Genomic DNA, 20,457 nt, shown 5'->3' with positions numbered 1-20,457 from the left:
TATCGGTGTTTACAATAATAAAAAAATCTAATTCGTTTGTATACCTATAACTTTGAGCATCCGCATCATCTACACCCGTATTCGATTGGAAGTCCGAGGGCATCAACTATTAATCTTTATAAAAGCTCAAATTTGGTCTCTCCTTCTGCACTTTTTCTTCCTTTAAATAATTTTCACTAAAACTTGTAAAGTTCAAAACAGTGGTGAGACCTACAATCAATATCTTTAAACTATTTATTTTATACATGACCTTAATTTTTTTATTGCGATTTGCTTTACGTTTTTTTTCTTAAAAAACGTATTTTTTATTAGTACCTTACAAAATCATTAATCCCCGATTATTTAATTTTGCCAAAATTTTTGTTTCAATTGCTATTTAGCTAAACATTTCATTTTATGTTATAATAGCATTTACGTAAACGGTTTGCTTTTGGTTTTAAAAAAGTCAAAAAAAAGTTACTTTTTTCCAAAATCCCTTATTTTTCTAAGGATAAGACTGTTAAAAAAAATATTATTTTCACAGAAAAATAAATTATCTTTATCTCAGGTAATCAAAAAAATATTTTAAAAAATTTGTTTAAGCTTAAAAATCCCATTCTATGAGTCAAGAAGAATTATTAGTTTTAATTTACAAGAAAGACGAAAGAGCTTTTACCCATTTGTATGATATGTATTCAAAAAGTTTATTTTCGGTCATTAATGTTCTAATAAAAAACCGCGAGGAAGCCGAAGATGTTTTGCAGGAAGTTTTTGTCAAAATCTGGAAAAATATAGATTCTTATAACGAAAGCAAAGGCAGATTTTACACCTGGATCCTTAATATAGCTAGGAATACCTCAATTGATAAGCTTAGATCCAAAAACTTTAATAACAGCCAAAAAAACCTTTCTTCAGATAATTTCGTAAATCTGTTAGATGACAGTAATAAGTTGGTCAACAAAATTGATACCATCGGTATTCAGGAATTTGTAAAAAAGCTGAAACCTAAATGTATTGAGATAATCGATTTATTATTTTTCAAAGGATATACCCAGCAAGAAGCTTCAGAAGAACTGGCAATGCCGTTGGGAACTATCAAGACACAAAACAGAAACTGTATTAACGATTTACGTAATTATTTAAAAATATAATGGAAGCAAAAGAATATATAGAATCAGGAATTCTGGAACTTTACGTTTACGGTTTATTAACCGAAAAAGAAAATCTGGAAGTAGCCGAAATGGCTAAAAACAATCCCGAAGTAGATCAGGAAATCCTTTCGATAGAAAAAGCTATTGTTGCTTTATCTTCAAGTTTCTCTCCTTTTCATTCGGTGGCTAATTTCGAGAAAATCAAAGCGCGCCTTGAGCTTAAACATGGCAAAGTAGTCGAAATGAAACCTGCATCAAACTGGTCACAATATGTGGGCTGGGCAGCTGCTGTATTGCTGCTTTTAGGTCTGGGTTACCAAACTTTGGAACTGACCAAAACGAGAGATGCTATTGCAACTGTTGGCAGTGAGAAAACTAAAATCGAAAGAGATTTTGCTTATCTGGACCAACAAAATAAACAAACTGAAAAAAGTCTGAGTATTGTAAGAGATATTAAAAATACCGGAGTAACACTTGGTGGTCAGGCTGTTTCTCCAACATCATTTGCAAAAGTTTACTGGAATAAAGACACCAGAACGACTTATATTGATGCTGCAGGTTTACCAAAACCTCCAAAAGGAATGGTATATCAGGTATGGGCTTTAAAATTAAGTCCGGTACTTACCCCAACCAGCATTGGTTTATTGAGTGATTTCGATTCAAATAATCAAAAAATATTTGCAGTGGATCAAACCGTTTCAGCGGAAGCTTTTGGTATAACGCTTGAGCCTGCCGGAGGAAGTCTGACTCCTACTATGGAACAACTATATACTTTAGGAAAAGTATAATAAAGTAGTCTTAACAATATTAAAAACGCACATTAATTTATTTTGATGTGCGTTTTTTTATTATTTTTAAATCAAAAACAATCAAAATCATAATATGAACGCAACTTTACTTTTAAGAATTACGATCGCTATTATTCTCCTGACCCATTCTATATTCGGAATGTTTAATAACGGAATAAACGATTTTGGCAATTTATTCCTTAACCAGATTGGGTTTGCTCCTTATGGCGTTCTTTTGGCCTGGTTGATCAAATTATCACATGTTGTGGCTGCAGTACTTCTGCTTCTGAACAAATATGTAAAATTAGCTGGTTTTGTGACAATTCTGGTTCTTATTATGGGAATCATTCTGGTGCATTTTCAGGAAGGATGGTTTGTAGTCGGCGGAGGAAGAAATGGTATGGAATATAACTTTTTACTGATTATTGTGCTTGTTGCTATTATGTATCCGAATGGATTTAAGAAAGATAAAATTCAGGAATAATAGTCATAAATTCTATTTTATAATATTAAATAAATCCTAAACAATGGAAATAACCTGCAAAAATTGTAAACAGATTTATAAAGGTCATTATTGTAATAATTGTGGTCAGCCTGCTGCAACCTACAAAATAAACGGACATTATTTATGGCATGAAATCAGGCATAGTTTATTGCATTTTGATGAAGGTATTCCTTATTCTATAAAACAATTATTTACAAGACCGGGACATTCTATTCGCGAATTTATCGAAGGAAAGCGTGTAAGACATTTTAAACCTTTATCATTAGTTGTGGTTTTGGCAACGTTTTACGGATTACTATACCACGAATTTCATGTTTTTTTATTTGATGATCCGGCCAATACCAGCATTGATATTGGTAAGTTTAATGAATGGAGTTCGAAACATTATTCCTGGATTATAATTCTGACCATTCCGTTTTTTACTTTAGGCACCTATATCAGTTTTAGAAAGCAAGGTTATAATTTTGTAGAATATATTGTTTTCAATACCTACAAAGCATCTCAAAAACTATTTGCACATCTTATTACATTTCCAATAGTCATTTACTACAATGGAAAACCTGAGGTTCAAAAAATTCTAATTGCAATATATGTACTTGACCTTATTTTAACCTTTTGGACAAATATTCAATTCTTTAATAAAATTTCTAAAACCAAAGCTTTTTTATTATCCATTTTAAGCCAGCTTATTTTTTGGGTCAGTTTTCTTTTAACTGTAGGTTTGGTTGTTTCTGTATTTGGACTTTAGTTTTTTACTTGGGATTTACCCGATTTGCCCTAAACTTTATAAATAAAAAAAATGCCCGACTTTACAGAAGAGCATTTTTTTATGAATTAATAATTGAATGTATTATTTTTTGCTTTTATAATATTTTCGGTACCTCGGATATGTTATAGCTCCAATTACTGAAATGGTTCCGAGAGAATACCAGATCCAGCTTAGGGAATGAGCTTCTCCACTGGCGTAGGAATGCAGACCCACTAAGTGAAAATTTACTCCGTAATACGTAAATAAAATCGAAATAAAGGCAAACATACTCATTAGGTTAAAGAACCATTGTCCTCTTAATGAAGGTACAAAACGAGCGTGAATTACAAAAGCATAAACCATAATTGAGATTAGGGCCCAGGTTTCTTTTGGATCCCATCCCCAGTAACGTCCCCAGCTTTCGTTAGCCCACTGTCCTCCTAAGAAGTTTCCAATAGTTAACATGATTAAGCCAATGGTCAGTGCCATTTCGTTGATATACGTTATTTCTTTGATGTTTAGGCTCATTTTATCCTTATTCTTTTCTGTAGTAAAGAAAATCAGTATCAAGGCCACAAGACCTAACATCATTCCGAGCGCAAACGGACCGTAACTGGCTACAATTACTGCAACGTGAATCATTAACCAATACGAATTAAGTACCGGCTGTAAATTAGCAATTTCAGGATCAATCCAGTTGGCGTTTGCAGCCATGAAAATCATTGATGTTACAAATGCTGCCGATGCAACGGTAAGTTTTGATTTTCTGTCAAAAGCTAATCCGAAGAACATGGTTGCCCAGGCTACATAAACAATTGCTTCATAAGCGTTACTCCAGGGCGCATGTCCTGAAATATACCATCTTGCGATTAATGCTACTGTATGAAGTGCAAATATTACACCTATTAAAATATGAAAACCATTTACAGTGATTCGTAAAAACTTTTTCTCGAAGAAAATATTAAACAAGGTAAAAATCAGCATAAAAATTCCCGCAAGCGAATACCAATAAAACATTTTCGGTAAAATATTATAGGTATTATAAGCGATTTCAAGATCTATTTTCTTTTCACTTGGGCGAACTTTGCTTCCGAATTTCTTCTGAAAACCATTGATACTTTCTACTAACTGATCTGCTGTTTTAAAGTCTTTTGAAATCGCTCCGTTGTTTAAAGCACTAAAATACATGGGTATAATCTGCTTTACATATGTAGAATCCATTCCCTTTAAACCTGCATTTTGAATTTCGAGATAAGAAATCCATTTGTTGTTCGGGTCATTTGGAATTGGAAAAATTTTCAGGATACTTCCGCTTAAAGCAGATTCCATCAGATTTACTTTTTTATCTGTTTCGATAAAATCTTTCTCAAAACTATTTGGATTTGCGGCTTTGTAAGCTGCGTCTAAGTAAGGTGATAGCTTATAGTTTCCGTTTTCATCAAAAAACTTAACAAAAGGTGCAAATTCTGCTTCTTTTTCAATTCCAATGATTCTGCGGATACTATCATTTTTAGTGTTTACGTAAATGATAGGAACCTGAATCCAAACCTGTGCGTATTGCGTCATGGACAAAAATACCTGATCAGAATTCATTCCGTTATACGTATCACTATGGCTTACTTTTCTAAGCAACTCCGATGAAAAAGTATTAATAGGTTTCATCCTTCCGCCGGCATCCTGAATAATCAAACGTCCAAATTTTGCAGCGTGTGATTCGGGTGCTTTATAAATTGTCAATAAAGAATCTAATTGTTTCTTACTTGGCGCGGCTGTAACGTGATTGGCATGATCATTTGGATCCTCACTGTGTGTATGGTTATGACCCGGTGTATGCACATGGGGAGCAGGTACTTCCTGTGCAAAACCATTCAGGCTTAACATCAGGAACAAAATAGTAACAAGTTTTTCTTTTTTGTTTTTAACGTCTTCTAATTTGCGTTTTAAATCCGCAAAACGAGAATTTTTCGTAAACATAATAGCCATCAAACCAAAAAATAACATGAAATAACCCAGATAAGTAATCGATGTTCCCCAGAAATCGTGATTTACAGATAATACCGTTCCTTTTTCATCCGGATCGAATGAAGATTGAAAAAATCGGTATCCTTTGTGATCTAAAACGTGATTCATATAAATATCAGCATCAAAAGTTTCGGCAGAATCCTGAACGGTAACTTTACTCTCAAAAGCAGAATAACTTTTCTCTGTTCCCGGATATTTTGTGGCAATAAAATCGTTTAATTTTACTTTAAAAGGCAGGATATACGCTTTACTTCCGTAAAATAAAGAATATTCAATAGTACCGATTTTAACTGTTTTTGGTTCTCCCACACTTCCTTTAGATCCCAAAAGAGTCACTTTTTTTTCCTGTCCTTCCGATTTTACTTTTACAATTATCGCATCGTGATGACTTTTGGCCTTGAAATCTTTATTCGATTCATAGGCTATACTTCCTTTCATAGCAGGATCCGGAAATACAATTCTAATGTCTCCAATACTGTATAGAGAACGCATCATCAGAGGCTGCACATTGTCTTTTGTAACTTTTCCCTGGAATTTATCTGCCATTCGCATAAAATTACCTTCAAATGGAGTCTGAATAGTGTATTTTTCGCCGGTCGTTGTGATATTAATGGCACCGTCTGTAGGTTTATTCAAAGCAAACAAAACATTGTGAATATTTTGAACTTCACCTTCTTTCAGGAAATGTTCTTCACGCCCGCCTGCTCCTGCTTCAACTAATTTAAGATATAAAGTTCCTTTCGGATCTGGTTTTACCACTTCTTTCGCTCCCATAATGTAGTTTACGTAAGTTACTTCAAACGGGGTTTCATCAAACTTGCCGGAAATCGAGAAATCATTATTGGTAACCGGTGATAATAAAAGGCTTTTTTCGAAAACCCTGCGTTTCATTTCACCTTTATATTCTCCATCAGCAAATACGGTCAGGAATGTTTTATCAGAAAAAATTTGGTTTTCAGCAGCACCTTCACGAATGGGCATCATGCCTTCGTAGCTGACATATCGCGTAATAAAAGCGCCTAAAAGAATAAAAATAAAGGCAATGTGTAATAAAAGAGTAGCCCATTTTTCCTTTTTCAGCAATTGATAGCGTTTGATATTTCCAAAGAAATTAATCATAAAAAAGACCATTATCGCTTCAAACCACCATGTATTATAAATTAGGATTCGGGCCGTATCGGTATTATACTTACTTTCTATAAAAGTTCCGATTCCCATTGCCAAAGCAAATGTTAAAAAAAGAACGGCCATTAATCGTGTAGAAAACAAAAAAGAGAATATTTTTTTATCCATTTTTGAGGAATTACATTGTATAAAAGAGCGACAAAAGTACTTAAAAATGTTGAGTTCCTATATTTGCAATTTGTTAATTAAAACCAAAAAAAGGCGCAGCAATTAAATCAAATTCTTAAAACCGCCTGCTTAATTTGACAAAGCTATAAAAGCGGCTACTATTTCTTAGGCACAGATTACAAGAATTCTTTTTTGATGTTGGGAATTAACTTTCTTTTAAATTAATGATAACGCATTAAATCTGTTTAATCCTTGCAATCTGTGGCTAAACTTCTTTCGTAGGTATCCTCTTTAAAAAAAATAATGCTAATTTTGCGTTATGATTCGAATAACGTTAATTGGTTCCGGAAATGTAGCGCAGCATTTGATTAAGGCTTTCGCTAAAAGTGAACTTACAGAAATTGTCCAGGTATATTCCAGAAAAAAAGAGACCTTATCCTCTCTTATTGAATTTGACAAAATTACAAGTGATTTTGAGGATTTAAAAGAAGCTGATTTATACATTATTGCAGTTTCTGACAAAGCGATTTCAGATGTTTCAAAGCAATTGCCTTTTCAAAACCGAATTGTTGTTCATACTTCCGGTGCAGCTTCACTTGATGTTTTAGATTCAAAGAATAGAAAGGGCGTTTTTTATCCGCTCCAAACATTTTCTAAAAACAAGGATATTGATTTCTCGACTGTTCCGATGTGCCTGGAAGCTGAAAACACTTTTGACTTTCGTGTTTTAGAAACTGCCGCAAAAAGTATTTCAAATGTTGTTTATGCCATTAATTCAGATCAAAGAAAAGCATTGCATGTTTCGGCTGTTTTTGTGAACAATTTCACGAATCATTTGTACCAGATCGGACAGGAAATTTGTGAAGAACATCAGGTTCCTTTTGAAATTCTCAGACCTCTGATACAGGAAACGGCAGAAAAAATCAATACTTTAAATCCCGCTGAGGCACAAACAGGCCCTGCAAAACGCTGTGATTCTTTGACTATTGAAGCCCATTTGGATTATTTAAGCACTCAAAATCAAAAAAATATCTATAAAATATTAACCCAATCTATACAAAATAATGGCAAAAAGTTATAAAGAAATAATGAATGACATCACCACGTTTGTTTTTGATGTTGATGGCGTACTTACAGACAGCTCTGTTTTTGTAACCAACGAAGGAGAAATTCTTCGTACGATGAATATTCGTGATGGTTATGCAATGAAAGCGGCTGTAGAAAGCGGCTATAATGTTTGCATTATTTCTGGCGGAAGCAATGAAGGTGTTCGTGTTCGTCTTCGCAATTTAGGAATTACGGACATTCATTTGGGAACTCCCGACAAAGTTAAAACGTTTAAAGAATACACGGATATTTACAATATTAATCCTGAAAACGTGTTGTATATGGGTGATGATATTCCGGATTTTCATGTTATGAAATTGGTGGGATTACCAACCTGTCCACAAGATGCAAGCCCCGAAATCAAAAATATCTGCCGTTATATTTCGCATGTAAAAGGAGGAAAAGGCGCTGCCCGTGATGTTATCGAGCAAGTCATGAAAGTACAGGGAAAATGGATGGAACATTTTAGTGGGAAACATGATTAAGTTTTTAGTCGCAGTTTTCAGTCTCAGTTCCATTTTCAGTCATAGACTTAACATTATCTAACAAAACCTTTGTCCCTTTGAACCTTTTCGCCTCTGAACCTTTATAAAAAAAAACTCAGAACCTTAGCAACTTAGCCACTCAGAATCTTTAGAAAAAGAACCTCAAAAAAAATGAAACTCCTCAAACTCATTCGATATCAAAACTTACTGATGCTTGCTTTTATGCAGCTTTTATTTCGTTATGCTTTTTTAAAACAGCAGGACATTCCGTTGGCTTTAGCTGACTGGCAATATGGTCTGTTGGTTTTAAGCACTGTTTTGTTAGCTGCTGCAGGATATGTAATTAATAATATTCTGGATGTTGCGACAGATACCATCAACAAACCCAATGATGTTGTGATTGGTAAAGGAATTTCGGAAACTGCGGCTTACAATATTTACATCGGATTAAATATTACCGGTGTTGCTATTGGTTGTTATTTATCGAATGTGATAATGAGACCAAGTTTTGCGGTTGTCTTTATCCTAATTGCTTCTGTACTTTATTTTTATTCAACATCACTAAAACAAATCATGGTTTTAGGGAATTTTGTTGTAGCCGGTGTATTATCATTTAGTGTAATCATCATCGGAGTGTTCGATATTTTTCCTGCCACAAACACTGAAAATCGGGCGCAAATGGCAAGTCTGTTTTCTATTTTAATTGACTATGCCTTATTTGCTTTTATGATTAATTTCATTCGCGAAATCATTAAAGACATTGAAGATGTAAATGGTGATTACAATCAGGGGATGAATACCTTACCTGTTGCCATTGGAATTAACAGAGCTGCAAAAATTGCTTTAGGATTTGCTGTTATTCCATTTATATTGGCTCTGCTTTACATCAATAAATACTTTATTGAAAATAATCTTTACATGGTTACTTTTTATGCCTTTGCTTTTGTTTTAGCACCACTTTTATATTTTATGGTAAAAATATTTAGTGCGAAATCTCAAAAGGATTTTCATCATTTAAGTACTGTTTTAAAATTAATACTGCTGTTCGGAATTTTATCAATCCTGGTTATTGCCATAAATATCAAGTACAATGCTTAAAGAAAAACTAAAAAAATATACTCTGATTCTGGCCTCAGGATCTCCTCGCAGACAACAGTTTTTTAAAGATCTGGATTTGGATTTTGAAATCAGACTTAAGGAGATTGAAGAAATATACCCTCCGGAGCTAAAAGCAGTTGAAATAACCGATTATCTAGCCGTATTAAAAGCAAATGCCTTTGAAGGAGAATTAAATCCGAACGAGATTTTAGTGACCAGTGATACAATTGTCTGGCACCAGAATCGCGCATTGGGGAAACCAAAAAATGCACAGGAAGCTTTCGAAATGATCAAATCGATGTCCAATGCCACACACGAGGTTTTTACATCGGTTTGTTTTAAAACCAATGCTGCTTCTACTGTTATCAATGATGTTACCAAAGTTACTTTTAAGGATTTATCAGACGAAGCGATTTTATTTTACATAGAAAATTACAAACCCTACGATAAAGCAGGTGCTTACGGTATTCAGGAATGGTTTGGTTTTATGGCTGTTACCAAGGTTGAAGGTTCTTACACGAATGTTATGGGACTTCCAACGGCCAAAGTTTATGAATATTTGAGTACTTTAGTATAAAAAAAAATACTTATGTTTTCTTTTAAAGAATATAGTCAGGAAATAATAACGACAGGAATTCTCCTTTTTGCATTAATTGCTTTAAGAATGATTCTTGCCAAGTTAATTCGTCGTTATGCCAGTTCCAGTCAATTATTAGAGCATCGGACCAACTTGGTCATTAAATACATTCATGTGTTAATGAATATATTGGTTATAATAAGCCTGATTGTAATCTGGGGAGTTCAAACCAAAGATATTTTTGTAACTGTCTCTTCTATTGCAACCGTAATTGGTGTGGCCATGTTTGCGCAATGGTCTATTCTGAGCAATATTACTTCCGGAATGATTTTGTTTTTTTCATTCCCTTTCCGGATTGGCGATACCATAAAAATTCACGATAAGGATTTTCCAATCGAAGCGGAAATTGAAGATATCAGTGCCTTTCATGTAAATTTAAAAACCAAAGAAGGCGAAAAAATCATTTTTCCAAATAATCTATTACTGCAGAAAGGCATCTCTATTATGCCGGTCCACTACGAAGAAAAGGAGTTTTTTGATTAATTTCTGAATGGGAATTTTATAAACTAAAGTAGAAAAGCTAAAACAATATTATTTAAATAAAGTGTAATATTTGTTTCACTAAAACTCTATTTTTTTATAAAAAATTCCAAAAAAAATGACTCGACCAGTAGAATTGCCTTTTTATGTAAAACTTTCTTTAATAGTAATAACTTTAATCTGTTTTGCATTTATTTTTTGCATCGGAAAAGATATTATTACACCTGTATTAATGGCATTTTTATTTGCTGTTTTATTGCTTCCGGTTTTTACTTTTTTAAACACAAAACTTAAATTTCCCAGATATCTCGCAGCCTTTCTTTGTGTTATTCTTTTTGCTTCATTTATTATTGGTATATTATTTTTTATCTCTTATCAAGTCAATGATATGGCGAATGATTTTGATACCATTAAAAAGAACGCAAATGCTTTTATTGTTGATATTCATAAGTTTATAAAAGATCATTTTAATATTAGTATTGGCGAACAAAAAAAATATATCGATAATGTAACCAAGGATTCAGTTAAAAATGGAAATGCTACTCTGGGCTCCGCCATCATATCAATAAGTGATCTTCTTTTAGATTGCACCATTATTCCGATTTATACCTTTTTATTTTTATTGTATAAGGATCATTTTATTCTTTTTCTGGTCAAATTAATAAGCAAAGAAAGTCATGCAACGTTAAAAAATATTTTATCTCAAATAAAAGTTTCTATCAATAATTATATCGTTAGTTTAATTTTAGAAATGATTATTGTGTCGGTATTAACAAGTTTAGGACTTTGGATTATCGGTGTAAAATATTTTATTCTTCTGGGACTTATCACGGGAATATTAAACCTGATACCTTATATTGGTATTACAGCAGCCGGAATCATAACCATTTTAGCTTCGCTTACAGGTTCTGCAGAAACATCTATGATACTTTCAATTTTGATTGTCAACCTGATCGTTCAATTAATTGACAATAATGTACTGGTTCCGTTAATTATTAATTCTAAAGTAGAAATCAACGCATTTGTCTCTATCATGGGCATCATCATTGGTGGCGCGGCGGCCGGAATATCCGGCATGTTTCTGGCGATACCGCTTTTGGCAATTTTAAAAATTATTTTCGACAGAATCGAATCACTGGAGCCCTGGGGATATCTGATGGGCAATCATATGCCAAAAAGGTTTATTTGGAGAATTAAAAAAGTACATTCTGAAAATTAAATAGTAACCGAATGAAAGATATGAGCAATATTTATCTTACATTTAAAATCTTTGTAAAGTCAAAATACCGTTGAATGTTTCGAAAATTTAAAATAATAATATCTGTTTTACTTTGCTTTTGCCTGCAAAGCATTTGTGCGCAAGTAGACAAACCGAAAAAGGAAACCACTAAGGATAGTGCAGCAGTTTATAAAAAAATTCAGAATTATTCTAAAAAGCGCAAGTTCACCAAAACATTGCACAAATGGCTTTTCAGAACCAATAAACCCCGAAAAAGAGAAGCCGAAATTATAGAAAAAGATACTACGAATTATGATGGTAAAATCATTCGTAAAATAAATGTCGTGACTTTAGACCCTTTTGGCCACTCTGTGACAGATTCAACAGCCATGCCCAGAAACTGGGGAGAAAGAACGGGTAATAAACTGCATTTAAAAACAAAAAAAATAGCTATTTATAATCTGCTGTTATTTAAAAGAAATACACGTTATGATGCTTATAAAGTACTGGAAAGTGAGCGTATTATCCGATCTCAGCGATATGTGACAGCAGTAAAAATTACAAGAAAACTGGTGAGTAAAGAATCGGATTCTATTGATGTTACCATACGTGTATTAGATTCGTGGAGCACAATTCCCCGCTTATCTTTTTCAAGCAACAAGATTTCTGTAGGGATGAAAGAAAAAGATTTTTTCGGATCCGGCCAGCAATTGGATTATCGTTTTACCAATCGTTTTGAAGATGGAGCTAACGCAAATGATATCACCTACACCGTTCCGAATATTGTCAATACTTTCATAAGCACGACGTTAAAATACAACATGGATCTCGACAATAATTACAGTAAAAGTGTTGCTGTCGAACGGGCCTTTTATTCTCCCCTAACCAAATGGGCGGGCGGAATATTATTAGGCCAAAGTTTTAGAAGAGACAGTATACAGGCTGCGGATTTGCAATATTCTTTCCAGCCTTTTAAATATGATTATCAGGACTTTTGGGCAGGAAAGGCGGCAAAAGTTTTTGAGGATGAGGCTAACGGAATTACAAACTTGATTGTATCCGGCCGCTTTTTGAATATCGATTATAAAGAAAGCCCGTCAAGGGATTTTGATCCTACAGATTATTATTCGGATGAAAAACTAATTTTAAGCGGTGTCGGAGTTAATACCCGAAGATTTGTCAAAGATAGTTATATCTTTAGAAATGGACAGACCGAAGATGTCCCCATAGGCAGGATTTACGGAATAACATTAGGATATCAATATAAAAATACTTTTTGGAGGCCCTACGTCGGAGCACAATTTTCTTTTGGAAACTATTACAGATTAGGATTTCTGAGTATGAATTTTGAAGCCGGAACTTATTTTCATCAATCTAAAACCTACCAGACAACTTTACTGCTTGAATCAAATTATTTTACCAAACTATATAGTATTGGAAACTGGAAACTAAGACAATTTATTAATCCTAAATTTGTATTGGGTATGAACCGCGTCGATGTTATTGGCGATCAGCTAAATATTAATGATCGCGAAGGATTGGCTGGTTTTAACGCTGCTTTGTACGGAACCAGTAAAATGGTTTTATCGCTACAGACACAAACCTATGCGCCACATGCGCTTTGGGGATTTCGTATGAATCCGTTTTTTAATTATTCCTTAGCCGTACTTGGAAGTCAAAATGATGCCATGTTTAGAAATAAACCTTACCATAAGATCACTTTAGGTTTAGTAGTCAGTAATGATTATCTGGTTTTCAGTTCTTTTCAATTATCACTATCCTACTATCCCAGTATTCCGCTGCAAGGTGATAATATTACTAAAACCAATACTTTTGAAACTACAGATTATGGTTTACAAAGTTTTGAACTGGCAAAACCAAGAGTTGTGGAGTATAAATAAGCTTAAAGTTGAAATCCTTCCATTTATTTTCCTGTTGAAAGTGATTTTTCTATAAATTTTTAACTTTTATACAACATATTAATAATCAATTATTTCCAAAAAATTAAAGAATAACCAATCGATAAAATACCTTTTTTATCGGTTAAAATACATTTGGTTTTTATTTTTGGCACAGTATATGAATATCGGTAATTACGATTAAAATTAACATAAAAAGTAAAAAAATGAAAACAATTAAAATAGCAATCGCCGGACTATTTCTTTTGATTGCAAACGCCACGAATGCCCAGGTATCTGTAAACGTAAACATTGGAACTGCTCCTGAATGGGGTCCTTCTGGTTATTCTGAAATGGAGTATTATTATTTACCGGACATTGAAGCTTACTACGATGTCAGAGCCTCACAATTTATTTATTTTGGAGGAGGAAGATGGGTCAGAACTGCTCGTTTGCCAAGACAATATCGTAATTATGATCTGTACGGAGGTTACAAAGTTGTTCTAACAGATTACCACGGCAGAACTCCTTACACCTATTTTGACAGACACAAAGTAAGATATTATAAAGGTTATCACGGTGCTCCTCAAAGACCTTACAGACCACGACCAGTTTATGGTTACAATGAGCGTCACGACAATCACAGAGATAACAGACATCATGATAAACATGACAGACACGATAACCACGACAGACATGATGATCATCACAGAGATCATGATCATAACGGACACGGAAGAAGATAATTATTTTCTAAATAAAAAAGCGAGCATCATTGCAATGATGCTCGCTTTTTTATTGTTTTAGTATGATAAAATTTAAGCATTAACATTTCATTTACATAATCTTCAAAAATATAATTAGTATTTTTGAGGCTCTTTCAAAACACCTCATTACGCTATGCGAAAAATTCAAATACAGTTTCTTTTTATTTTTTTAGCTGGAACCTTCATTTCTTTTGCACAACAACCACAAAAACCGAATGCTGTAGAAATTTACAATCAAATCAAAAAATTAAACTTTTTAGGTTCTGTATTGTATCTGGCAGCACATCCTGATGATGAAAATACCCGTCTGATATCCTATTTGTCAAATGAGGTAAATGCCAGAACAGGATATTTGTCCTTAACGCGTGGTGATGGAGGTCAGAATTTAATTGGTCCGCAACTGCGAGAATTATTAGGCGTGATAAGAACTCAGGAATTAATTGAAGCCAGAAAAGTAGATGGCGGAGAGCAGTTTTTCTCCAGAGCCAACGACTTTGGTTATTCCAAAAATCCGGATGAAACTTTAAAAATCTGGGATAAAGACAAGGTTCTGGCGGATGTGGTCTGGACGATAAGAAAATTTCAGCCCGATGTGATTATCAATCGATTTGATCATCGCTCACCAGGCACAACACACGGACATCACACATCATCTGCAATGTTAAGTGTTGAAAGTTTTAATTTGACAAATGATCCGAAAATATACCCTGAACAGTTAAAATACGTAAAACCATGGCAGGTAAAACGTCAGTTTTTCAATACTTCCTGGTGGTTTTACGGAAGCCAGGAAAAATTTGATGCTGCCAATAAATCAAAATTCACCAAATTGGAAACTGGTGTTTATTATACCGGAATCGGAAAATCTAATCAGGAAATTGCAGCTTTGAGCCGCAGCCGTCACCAGTCTCAGGGTTTTGGAAGTACCGGTGCGCGTGGAACTGAAACAGAATATCTGGAGCTCATTAATGGCGAAAGCCCAGCAAACCCGGATCAGTTATTTGATGGAATTGATACCACCTGGAACCGAGTTAAAAACGGAAAACCGATTGGGGAATTAATTTCTAAAATTATAGCAAAATATGATTTCAGCAATCCATCAGCAAGTATTCCGGAATTAGTGAAAGCCTATACCATGATTGAATCTCTGGAAGACGATCACTGGAAAAACCTGAAATCTGCTGCGATAAAAAATATCATAGCCTCCTGCTCAGGATTATATCTCGAAGCTGTTGCGAGCGAACAGGAAGCAACACCCGGAAGTACTGTTAAGTTAAGCCTTGAAGCGATTAACCGATCTGCGGTGGGAATGGAACTGATGAGTGTAACTACACTACCCGATCATAAAAATACAATTCAAAACAGTATTTTAAAAAATAATACTGATCTGAAAACCACACTTCAACTGCAGCTTCCCAATACAATCGAATATACACAACCCTATTGGCTAAAAGAAAAAGCCACTGTTGGAATGTATACGGTGTCTAATCAGGAAAATATTGGAATACCGGATATTATAAGAGAGGTAAAAGTTGTTTTTAATGTAAAAATCAATGGTGTTGAAATTCCGTTTGAACGAATCGTAGTTTACAAATATAATGACGGCGTAAAAGGAGAAATGTATAATTTTCTTGATATTGTTCCAGAAGCTACCACTTCAATTTTAGAGAAAGTGTTGATTTTTAAAGACACCAAAAGTAAAATGGTTCCTGTAAAAGTTCGTGCGGGAAAAGATGACATTAAAGGAACTTTACAATTAGAATTACCGAATGACTGGCTGATTTCTCCAAAACAAATTCCGTTTGCTTTAGAGAAGAAAGGAATGGAACAAACCTTTTATTTTGAGGTTACAGCACCAATTCACCCCGAAGAAGCCATTGCAAAAAGCATTGTTACAATTGATAACCAACGTTTTGATAAAGATGTAACGATTATCGATTACAGTCATATTACAAAGCAAATGGTCTTAAAGTCTGCCGAATCTAAATGTCTGCGAATTGATCTGAAAACCTCAGGAAATGCAATCGGATATATTATGGGTGCAGGGGATGAAGTTCCCGAAAGCCTTGCTCAGATGGGATATAAAGTAACCCTTTTAAAACCTGAAGAAATTACTCCCGAAAAACTTGATTCTTTCAATGCCGTAATTACAGGAATTCGGGCTTATAATACCGTTAATGCTTTGGCCAACAAACAAAAAATACTCTTTGATTTTGTAAAAGGCGGTAAAAACATGATTGTTCAATACAATACTTTTGGTAAAACGGTAACCGATCAGATTGCGCCGTATCCGTTAAAAATATCAAATGACCGTGTGACAGAAGAAAATGCAAAAATTACTTTTCTGGCACCCAATCATCCTGTTTTAAATACGCCAAATAAAATCAGTACCAAAGATTTTGAAGGATGGACGCAGGAACAAGGCTTATATTATCCGGATCAGTATGACCCTGCCTTCACTCCTGTTCTATCGTCGCATGACAATGGGGAATCACCAAAAAATGGTGCCTTGTTAGTAGCGCCTTATGGAAAAGGATATTACATTTACACCGGTCTTAGTTTTTTCAGGGAATTGCCAGAAGGTGTTGCCGGTGCGTACCGACTACTTTCGAATATCATTTCACTAAAACAACCTATAGAAGCTCCCAAACAGGAACTAAAGAAATAAATATTCAAAAATGGAAGACAAAAAAACAAAAAGATGGAAAAAAAGCTACACTTATGTTTTGGTAGCAAACGCCGTTTACATCCTTATTTTTTTCTTAATCATGCAATTATACTCATAACCTATGCAACTATTTGACTGGATCGTACTTATTGTTACTCTTTTATTTATTGTTGGGTATGGTTCGTGGAAAACCAAAGGAAGTAAAAATGTTGAGGATTTCATTTTAGGAAATCATGAAACACCATGGTATACCGTTGGACTCTCTGTAATGGCTACTCAGGCAAGTGCAATTACTTTCCTGTCGACTCCGGGACAAGCCTACCATGATGGAATGGGGTTTGTGCAATTTTACTTTGGATTGCCAATTGCCATGATCGTCATTTGCGTTACTTTTATTCCATTGTATCATAAAAGTAAAGTTTTTACAGCCTATGAATTTTTGGAAAAACGTTTTGATATTAAAACACGTTCGTTAGCTGCAATCCTTTTTTTAGTTCAAAGAGGTCTGGGAACCGGGCTAACCATTTATGCCCCGGCGATTATTTTATCGGCACTTTTAGGCTGGAATCTGACTTTCATGAACATCATGATTGGTTTGCTGGTTATTATTTATACTTTTTCAGGAGGAACAAAAGCGGTGAACGTGACTCAAAAACAGCAGATGTTTGTGATTATGACCGGAATGTTTATCACCTTTTTCCTGATTTTACATTACTTACCAAACGATATGACTTTTACGAGTGCCCTGCATATTGCCGGAGCAAATGATAAAATGAATATTGTGGATTTTTCTTTTAATCCGGAAGAAAAATATACCTTCTGGAGCGGAATTACGGGTGGTTTTTTCCTGGCACTCGCCTATTTTGGAACAGATCAGTCGCAGGTTGGACGTTATTTATCCGGGAAATCAGTTCGTGAAAGCCAAATGGGACTTATCATGAATGGCTTGCTAAAAGTACCCATGCAGTTTTTTATCCTGCTTACAGGAGTGATGGTTTTTGTCTTCTTCCAATTCAATCCGGTACCGTTAAACTTTAATCCAAACAATAAAATTGTGATTGAGAAATCCGCTTTTAAAGAAGAGTATCATCTTTTGGAGAAAAAACTAAATACGCTTTCTGAAGATAAAAAAGTAATCAATTTATTGTACATCGATCAGTTGAATCAGGATTATGACAATCCGATTTTGAGAAAAGAACTGGTGGCATTATCCAATAAAGAAAAAGACCTGCGTGACCGTGCGAAAGAAATTATTTCTAAAGCAGACAGCAATAGTGAAACTAATGACAAAGACTATGTGTTCTTTCATTTCATTTTGCATTATTTACCAAAAGGACTTATCGGATTATTGCTGGCTGTAATTCTTTCTGCTGCAATGTCATCAACAGCATCAGGTTTAAATGCTCTGGCGTCTACAACAGCTATAGATATTTATAAACGAAATCTGAAAACCGAAAAATCAGAGAAACATTACTTGAACGCAACCAAATTTTTCACGCTTTTCTGGGGAATTATTGCCATACTTTTTGCCTGTGTAGGTACCTTATTTGAAAACCTGATTCAGTTGGTCAATATCATTGGTTCCATCTTTTACGGAACCGTTTTGGGGATTTTCCTGGTTGGTTTTTACCTGCGTCGCGTTCAGGCAAAGGCAATGTTTTACAGTGCTATTATCAGTCAGATCACCATTTTTGTAATCTATTATTTCATGATTTATATTTACCCAAGCGGTCAGGAAAAACTGGGATATTTATGGCTGAATTTTATTGGTGCCATTTTGACTATTGTGTTGTCGTTGTTAATGCAGCTGTTGGTCTTCAAGAGAAATGAACTTGAAACGAATGAATTGTAGGTTTAAGAATTTCCGTAGTACGATAGCACACCGATTTTGCGGATTCTTAAGGAAGTAATTTGAAAATGTTTCTATGAAGAATAATGCTAAAACGTGCAAATGCAAATCTTATTTATAAGATAAATGCTGTTTCGAAAATATATATCTTTGAGAAACTAACCATTGCTAAAATGCATCATTATGAAAGACCTGAAAAAATACAGCAACAAAACCAAAGCTGCTTTTATTTTGCTGGTAGTGATGCTTATCATTATTCTTAGTAATTTCAATACGCTGCAAAACTCTAAAAATGTCAATGAGAATATCAATGCCATTTATAAAGACCGACTGGTCGTGGCACGCTATATTTTTCAGTATTCAAACAAGCTTCATTTTATAAAAACAGAAGCCGAACAGCCAAACCTGAGTGATCATCTCAAAAGGAATGAAATTGTCAATACCTTAAAAATCATTCGTAGTATAGATCATTTATACGCCAAAACGGTTTTGACTCCAAAAGAAAAAACCTATTTTGAGGCTTTTTTAAATTCCTGTAAAACAATCCAAGCTCTATCTAAAAGCAATAACTGGAAGCAGGTTTCTAAATCAGGCGATGAAGCTTTGAAAACTTTGGAATTATTGTCTCAAATTCAGATCACCGAAGGAAAAGCGAAATTAAACGCGGCAAATGAGATGTATGGCGGAAATAATAACCTGGGACAGCTTCAGATTGCTTTGCTTATTATTCTGGGCGGCATTACCTTCTATTTGCTGCTTATAAAAAAGAAGAAAACAATCCGGATTCCGGAACCGCCAAGTTTGAATTGAGTTAAAAGTTATAAAAAAATCCAAATCCCAATAAATTGGTATTTGGATTTTTATATTTTGGAATTTAAGTATTTGGAATTTCAAAGATTCAAAGAATCTTTTATCTGCTCCACTCAGCGATACTGTCTTTGTTCATTTTTACATAATCCTGATTGTTGGCAGTTTCTGCAGCAGCTAAAGAAAGTTTTGCTGTCTCCACAGCACCTTTTTTATCTCCTTGTTTTGCCTGGATTAATGATTTTAATCTTAAAATAAAGTAAGGTTTATCAGCACTCATATCCAAAGATTTATCTACATAATTTCTGGCATCTGCAATGTTTCCGTTGGATTGGAATAAATATTGTGCTGATGCAAAATAATCATTTTCTGTTGGTCCTGCCAAAGTTTTTTCGATACTTGTTGTTGCCGTTTTTGACGTCGGAACTTCAAATTTCAAAGCCACATGTGAATTTTCCCACGCAATTTCAAGAAAAGCAAAATTTGGATCTAAACTATTGATTCCAATAGTAAGCGTTTCAACCGGAGTTGGTAAAGCATTTTCCTTAACGGTAGTTTTTAAAGCTACATTGGCATCACTCCAGTTCTCAGGTAATCCCCAATTGTCTGTAGTACTGTAAAAAATTACTTCCCAGCTTTCAATTTTAGGAATTGTATAAAGTGCATATTTTCCTTTTTTTAATGTTTTGCCATCAATCACCACATCGTCACTAAAACTGATTATGGTATTTTCGTTCGCTCCGGTTCTCCATAATTTTCCAAACGGAACTAAGTTTCCGAATACGGCTCTTCCTCTCGCACCCGGTCTTGAATAGGTAACTTCAACATCCGTCAAACCAACGGTTTGTTTGATATAGGCTTTTGGACTCGCTTGTGGTGTTTTTACCTGTGCTTGTGAGACAAAAGGAGCCATAATAATGGCTAATGCAATGATTAGTTTTTTCATTGGTTTTAAGTTT

17 protein-coding genes are annotated in these 20,457 nt (G+C 34.4%); 15 read left to right on the top strand and 2 right to left on the bottom strand.

All coding sequences use genetic code 11. The features are described 5' to 3' along the window. Positions 1–599 precede the first annotated feature (599 nt). From EV142_RS15055 to EV142_RS15040, 4 genes are all read left to right on the top strand, one after another. On the top strand, positions 600–1,130 hold the full coding sequence (locus EV142_RS15055; protein WP_099712541.1) for an RNA polymerase sigma factor: 531 nt from the start codon (positions 600–602) through the stop codon (positions 1,128–1,130). Further along, complete coding sequence (locus EV142_RS15050; protein ID WP_132036687.1) at positions 1,130–1,918, top strand: anti-sigma factor; 789 nt, start codon at positions 1,130–1,132, stop codon at positions 1,916–1,918. Before EV142_RS15055 ends, EV142_RS15050 begins: the two co-directional genes overlap by 1 nt. A 94-nt stretch (positions 1,919–2,012) precedes the next feature. Then, the gene (locus EV142_RS15045) at positions 2,013–2,402 is read left to right on the top strand and encodes a DoxX family protein (protein WP_132036686.1); all 390 of its coding nucleotides are present in this window, start codon (positions 2,013–2,015) and stop codon (positions 2,400–2,402) included. Between the two features lie 43 nt (positions 2,403–2,445). After that, the gene (locus EV142_RS15040; protein WP_132036685.1) at positions 2,446–3,171 is read left to right on the top strand and encodes a DUF3667 domain-containing protein; all 726 of its coding nucleotides are present in this window, start codon (positions 2,446–2,448) and stop codon (positions 3,169–3,171) included. A 102-nt stretch (positions 3,172–3,273) separates the two neighbouring features. On the opposite strand, the gene ccsA is transcribed toward EV142_RS15040, so the two are convergent. Beyond that, positions 3,274–6,486, bottom strand: coding sequence for a cytochrome c biogenesis protein CcsA (gene ccsA, locus EV142_RS15035; RefSeq protein WP_132036684.1), 3,213 nt, complete (start codon positions 6,484–6,486; stop codon positions 3,274–3,276). Between the two features lie 319 nt (positions 6,487–6,805). Here ccsA and EV142_RS15030 point away from each other — a divergent pair, with 319 nt between their 5' ends. The 11 genes from EV142_RS15030 (at position 6,806) to EV142_RS14980 (ending at position 19,501) form a co-directional block, all read left to right on the top strand. Beyond that, positions 6,806–7,567, top strand: coding sequence for a Rossmann-like and DUF2520 domain-containing protein (locus EV142_RS15030; RefSeq protein WP_132036683.1), 762 nt, complete (start codon positions 6,806–6,808; stop codon positions 7,565–7,567). Beyond that, on the top strand, positions 7,551–8,078 hold the full coding sequence (locus EV142_RS15025; protein WP_132036682.1) for a KdsC family phosphatase: 528 nt from the start codon (positions 7,551–7,553) through the stop codon (positions 8,076–8,078). Before EV142_RS15030 ends, EV142_RS15025 begins: the two co-directional genes overlap by 17 nt. Positions 8,079–8,249: 171 nt before the next feature. Beyond that, positions 8,250–9,176: a geranylgeranylglycerol-phosphate geranylgeranyltransferase gene (locus EV142_RS15020; RefSeq protein ID WP_132036681.1), complete on the top strand. Its 927-nt coding sequence runs from the start codon at positions 8,250–8,252 to the stop codon at positions 9,174–9,176. Continuing rightward, entirely contained in the window at positions 9,169–9,753 is a 585-nt protein-coding gene (locus tag EV142_RS15015; RefSeq protein ID WP_132036680.1) for a Maf-like protein, read from the top strand. The genes EV142_RS15020 and EV142_RS15015 overlap by 8 nt, the downstream gene beginning before the upstream one ends. A 12-nt stretch (positions 9,754–9,765) precedes the next feature. Further along, positions 9,766–10,296, top strand: a complete 531-nt coding sequence (locus EV142_RS15010) for a mechanosensitive ion channel domain-containing protein (RefSeq protein ID WP_132036679.1) — start codon at positions 9,766–9,768, stop codon at positions 10,294–10,296. 115 nt (positions 10,297–10,411) lie between these two features. Further along, positions 10,412–11,512: an AI-2E family transporter gene (locus EV142_RS15005; RefSeq protein ID WP_132036678.1), complete on the top strand. Its 1,101-nt coding sequence runs from the start codon at positions 10,412–10,414 to the stop codon at positions 11,510–11,512. A gap of 74 nt (positions 11,513–11,586) precedes the next feature. Further along, complete coding sequence (locus EV142_RS15000) at positions 11,587–13,413, top strand: BamA/TamA family outer membrane protein (RefSeq protein WP_132036677.1); 1,827 nt, start codon at positions 11,587–11,589, stop codon at positions 13,411–13,413. Positions 13,414–13,637: 224 nt separating this feature from the next. Continuing rightward, positions 13,638–14,156 (top strand): hypothetical protein, encoded by a 519-nt coding sequence (locus EV142_RS14995; protein ID WP_132036676.1) that lies wholly within the window; start codon positions 13,638–13,640, stop codon positions 14,154–14,156. Positions 14,157–14,310: 154 nt separating this feature from the next. Beyond that, a complete protein-coding gene (locus tag EV142_RS14990; RefSeq protein WP_132036675.1) occupies positions 14,311–16,842 on the top strand; it encodes a PIG-L family deacetylase in 2,532 nt (843 codons plus the stop codon). A gap of 121 nt (positions 16,843–16,963) precedes the next feature. Continuing rightward, positions 16,964–18,694: a sodium:solute symporter gene (locus tag EV142_RS14985; RefSeq protein WP_132036674.1), complete on the top strand. Its 1,731-nt coding sequence runs from the start codon at positions 16,964–16,966 to the stop codon at positions 18,692–18,694. Between the two features lie 180 nt (positions 18,695–18,874). After that, entirely contained in the window at positions 18,875–19,501 is a 627-nt protein-coding gene (locus EV142_RS14980; RefSeq protein ID WP_132036673.1) for an MCP four helix bundle domain-containing protein, read from the top strand. A gap of 100 nt (positions 19,502–19,601) precedes the next feature. On the opposite strand, the gene EV142_RS14975 is transcribed toward EV142_RS14980, so the two are convergent. Then, positions 19,602–20,444: a DUF2911 domain-containing protein gene (locus EV142_RS14975; protein ID WP_132036672.1), complete on the bottom strand. Its 843-nt coding sequence runs from the start codon at positions 20,442–20,444 to the stop codon at positions 19,602–19,604. Positions 20,445–20,457 lie beyond the last annotated feature (13 nt).

Source organism: Flavobacterium circumlabens, assembly GCF_004345565.1.
GTDB classification, from domain to species: Bacteria; Bacteroidota; Bacteroidia; order Flavobacteriales; family Flavobacteriaceae; genus Flavobacterium; species Flavobacterium circumlabens.
This window is presented reverse-complemented; position numbering and strand designations above follow the sequence as displayed.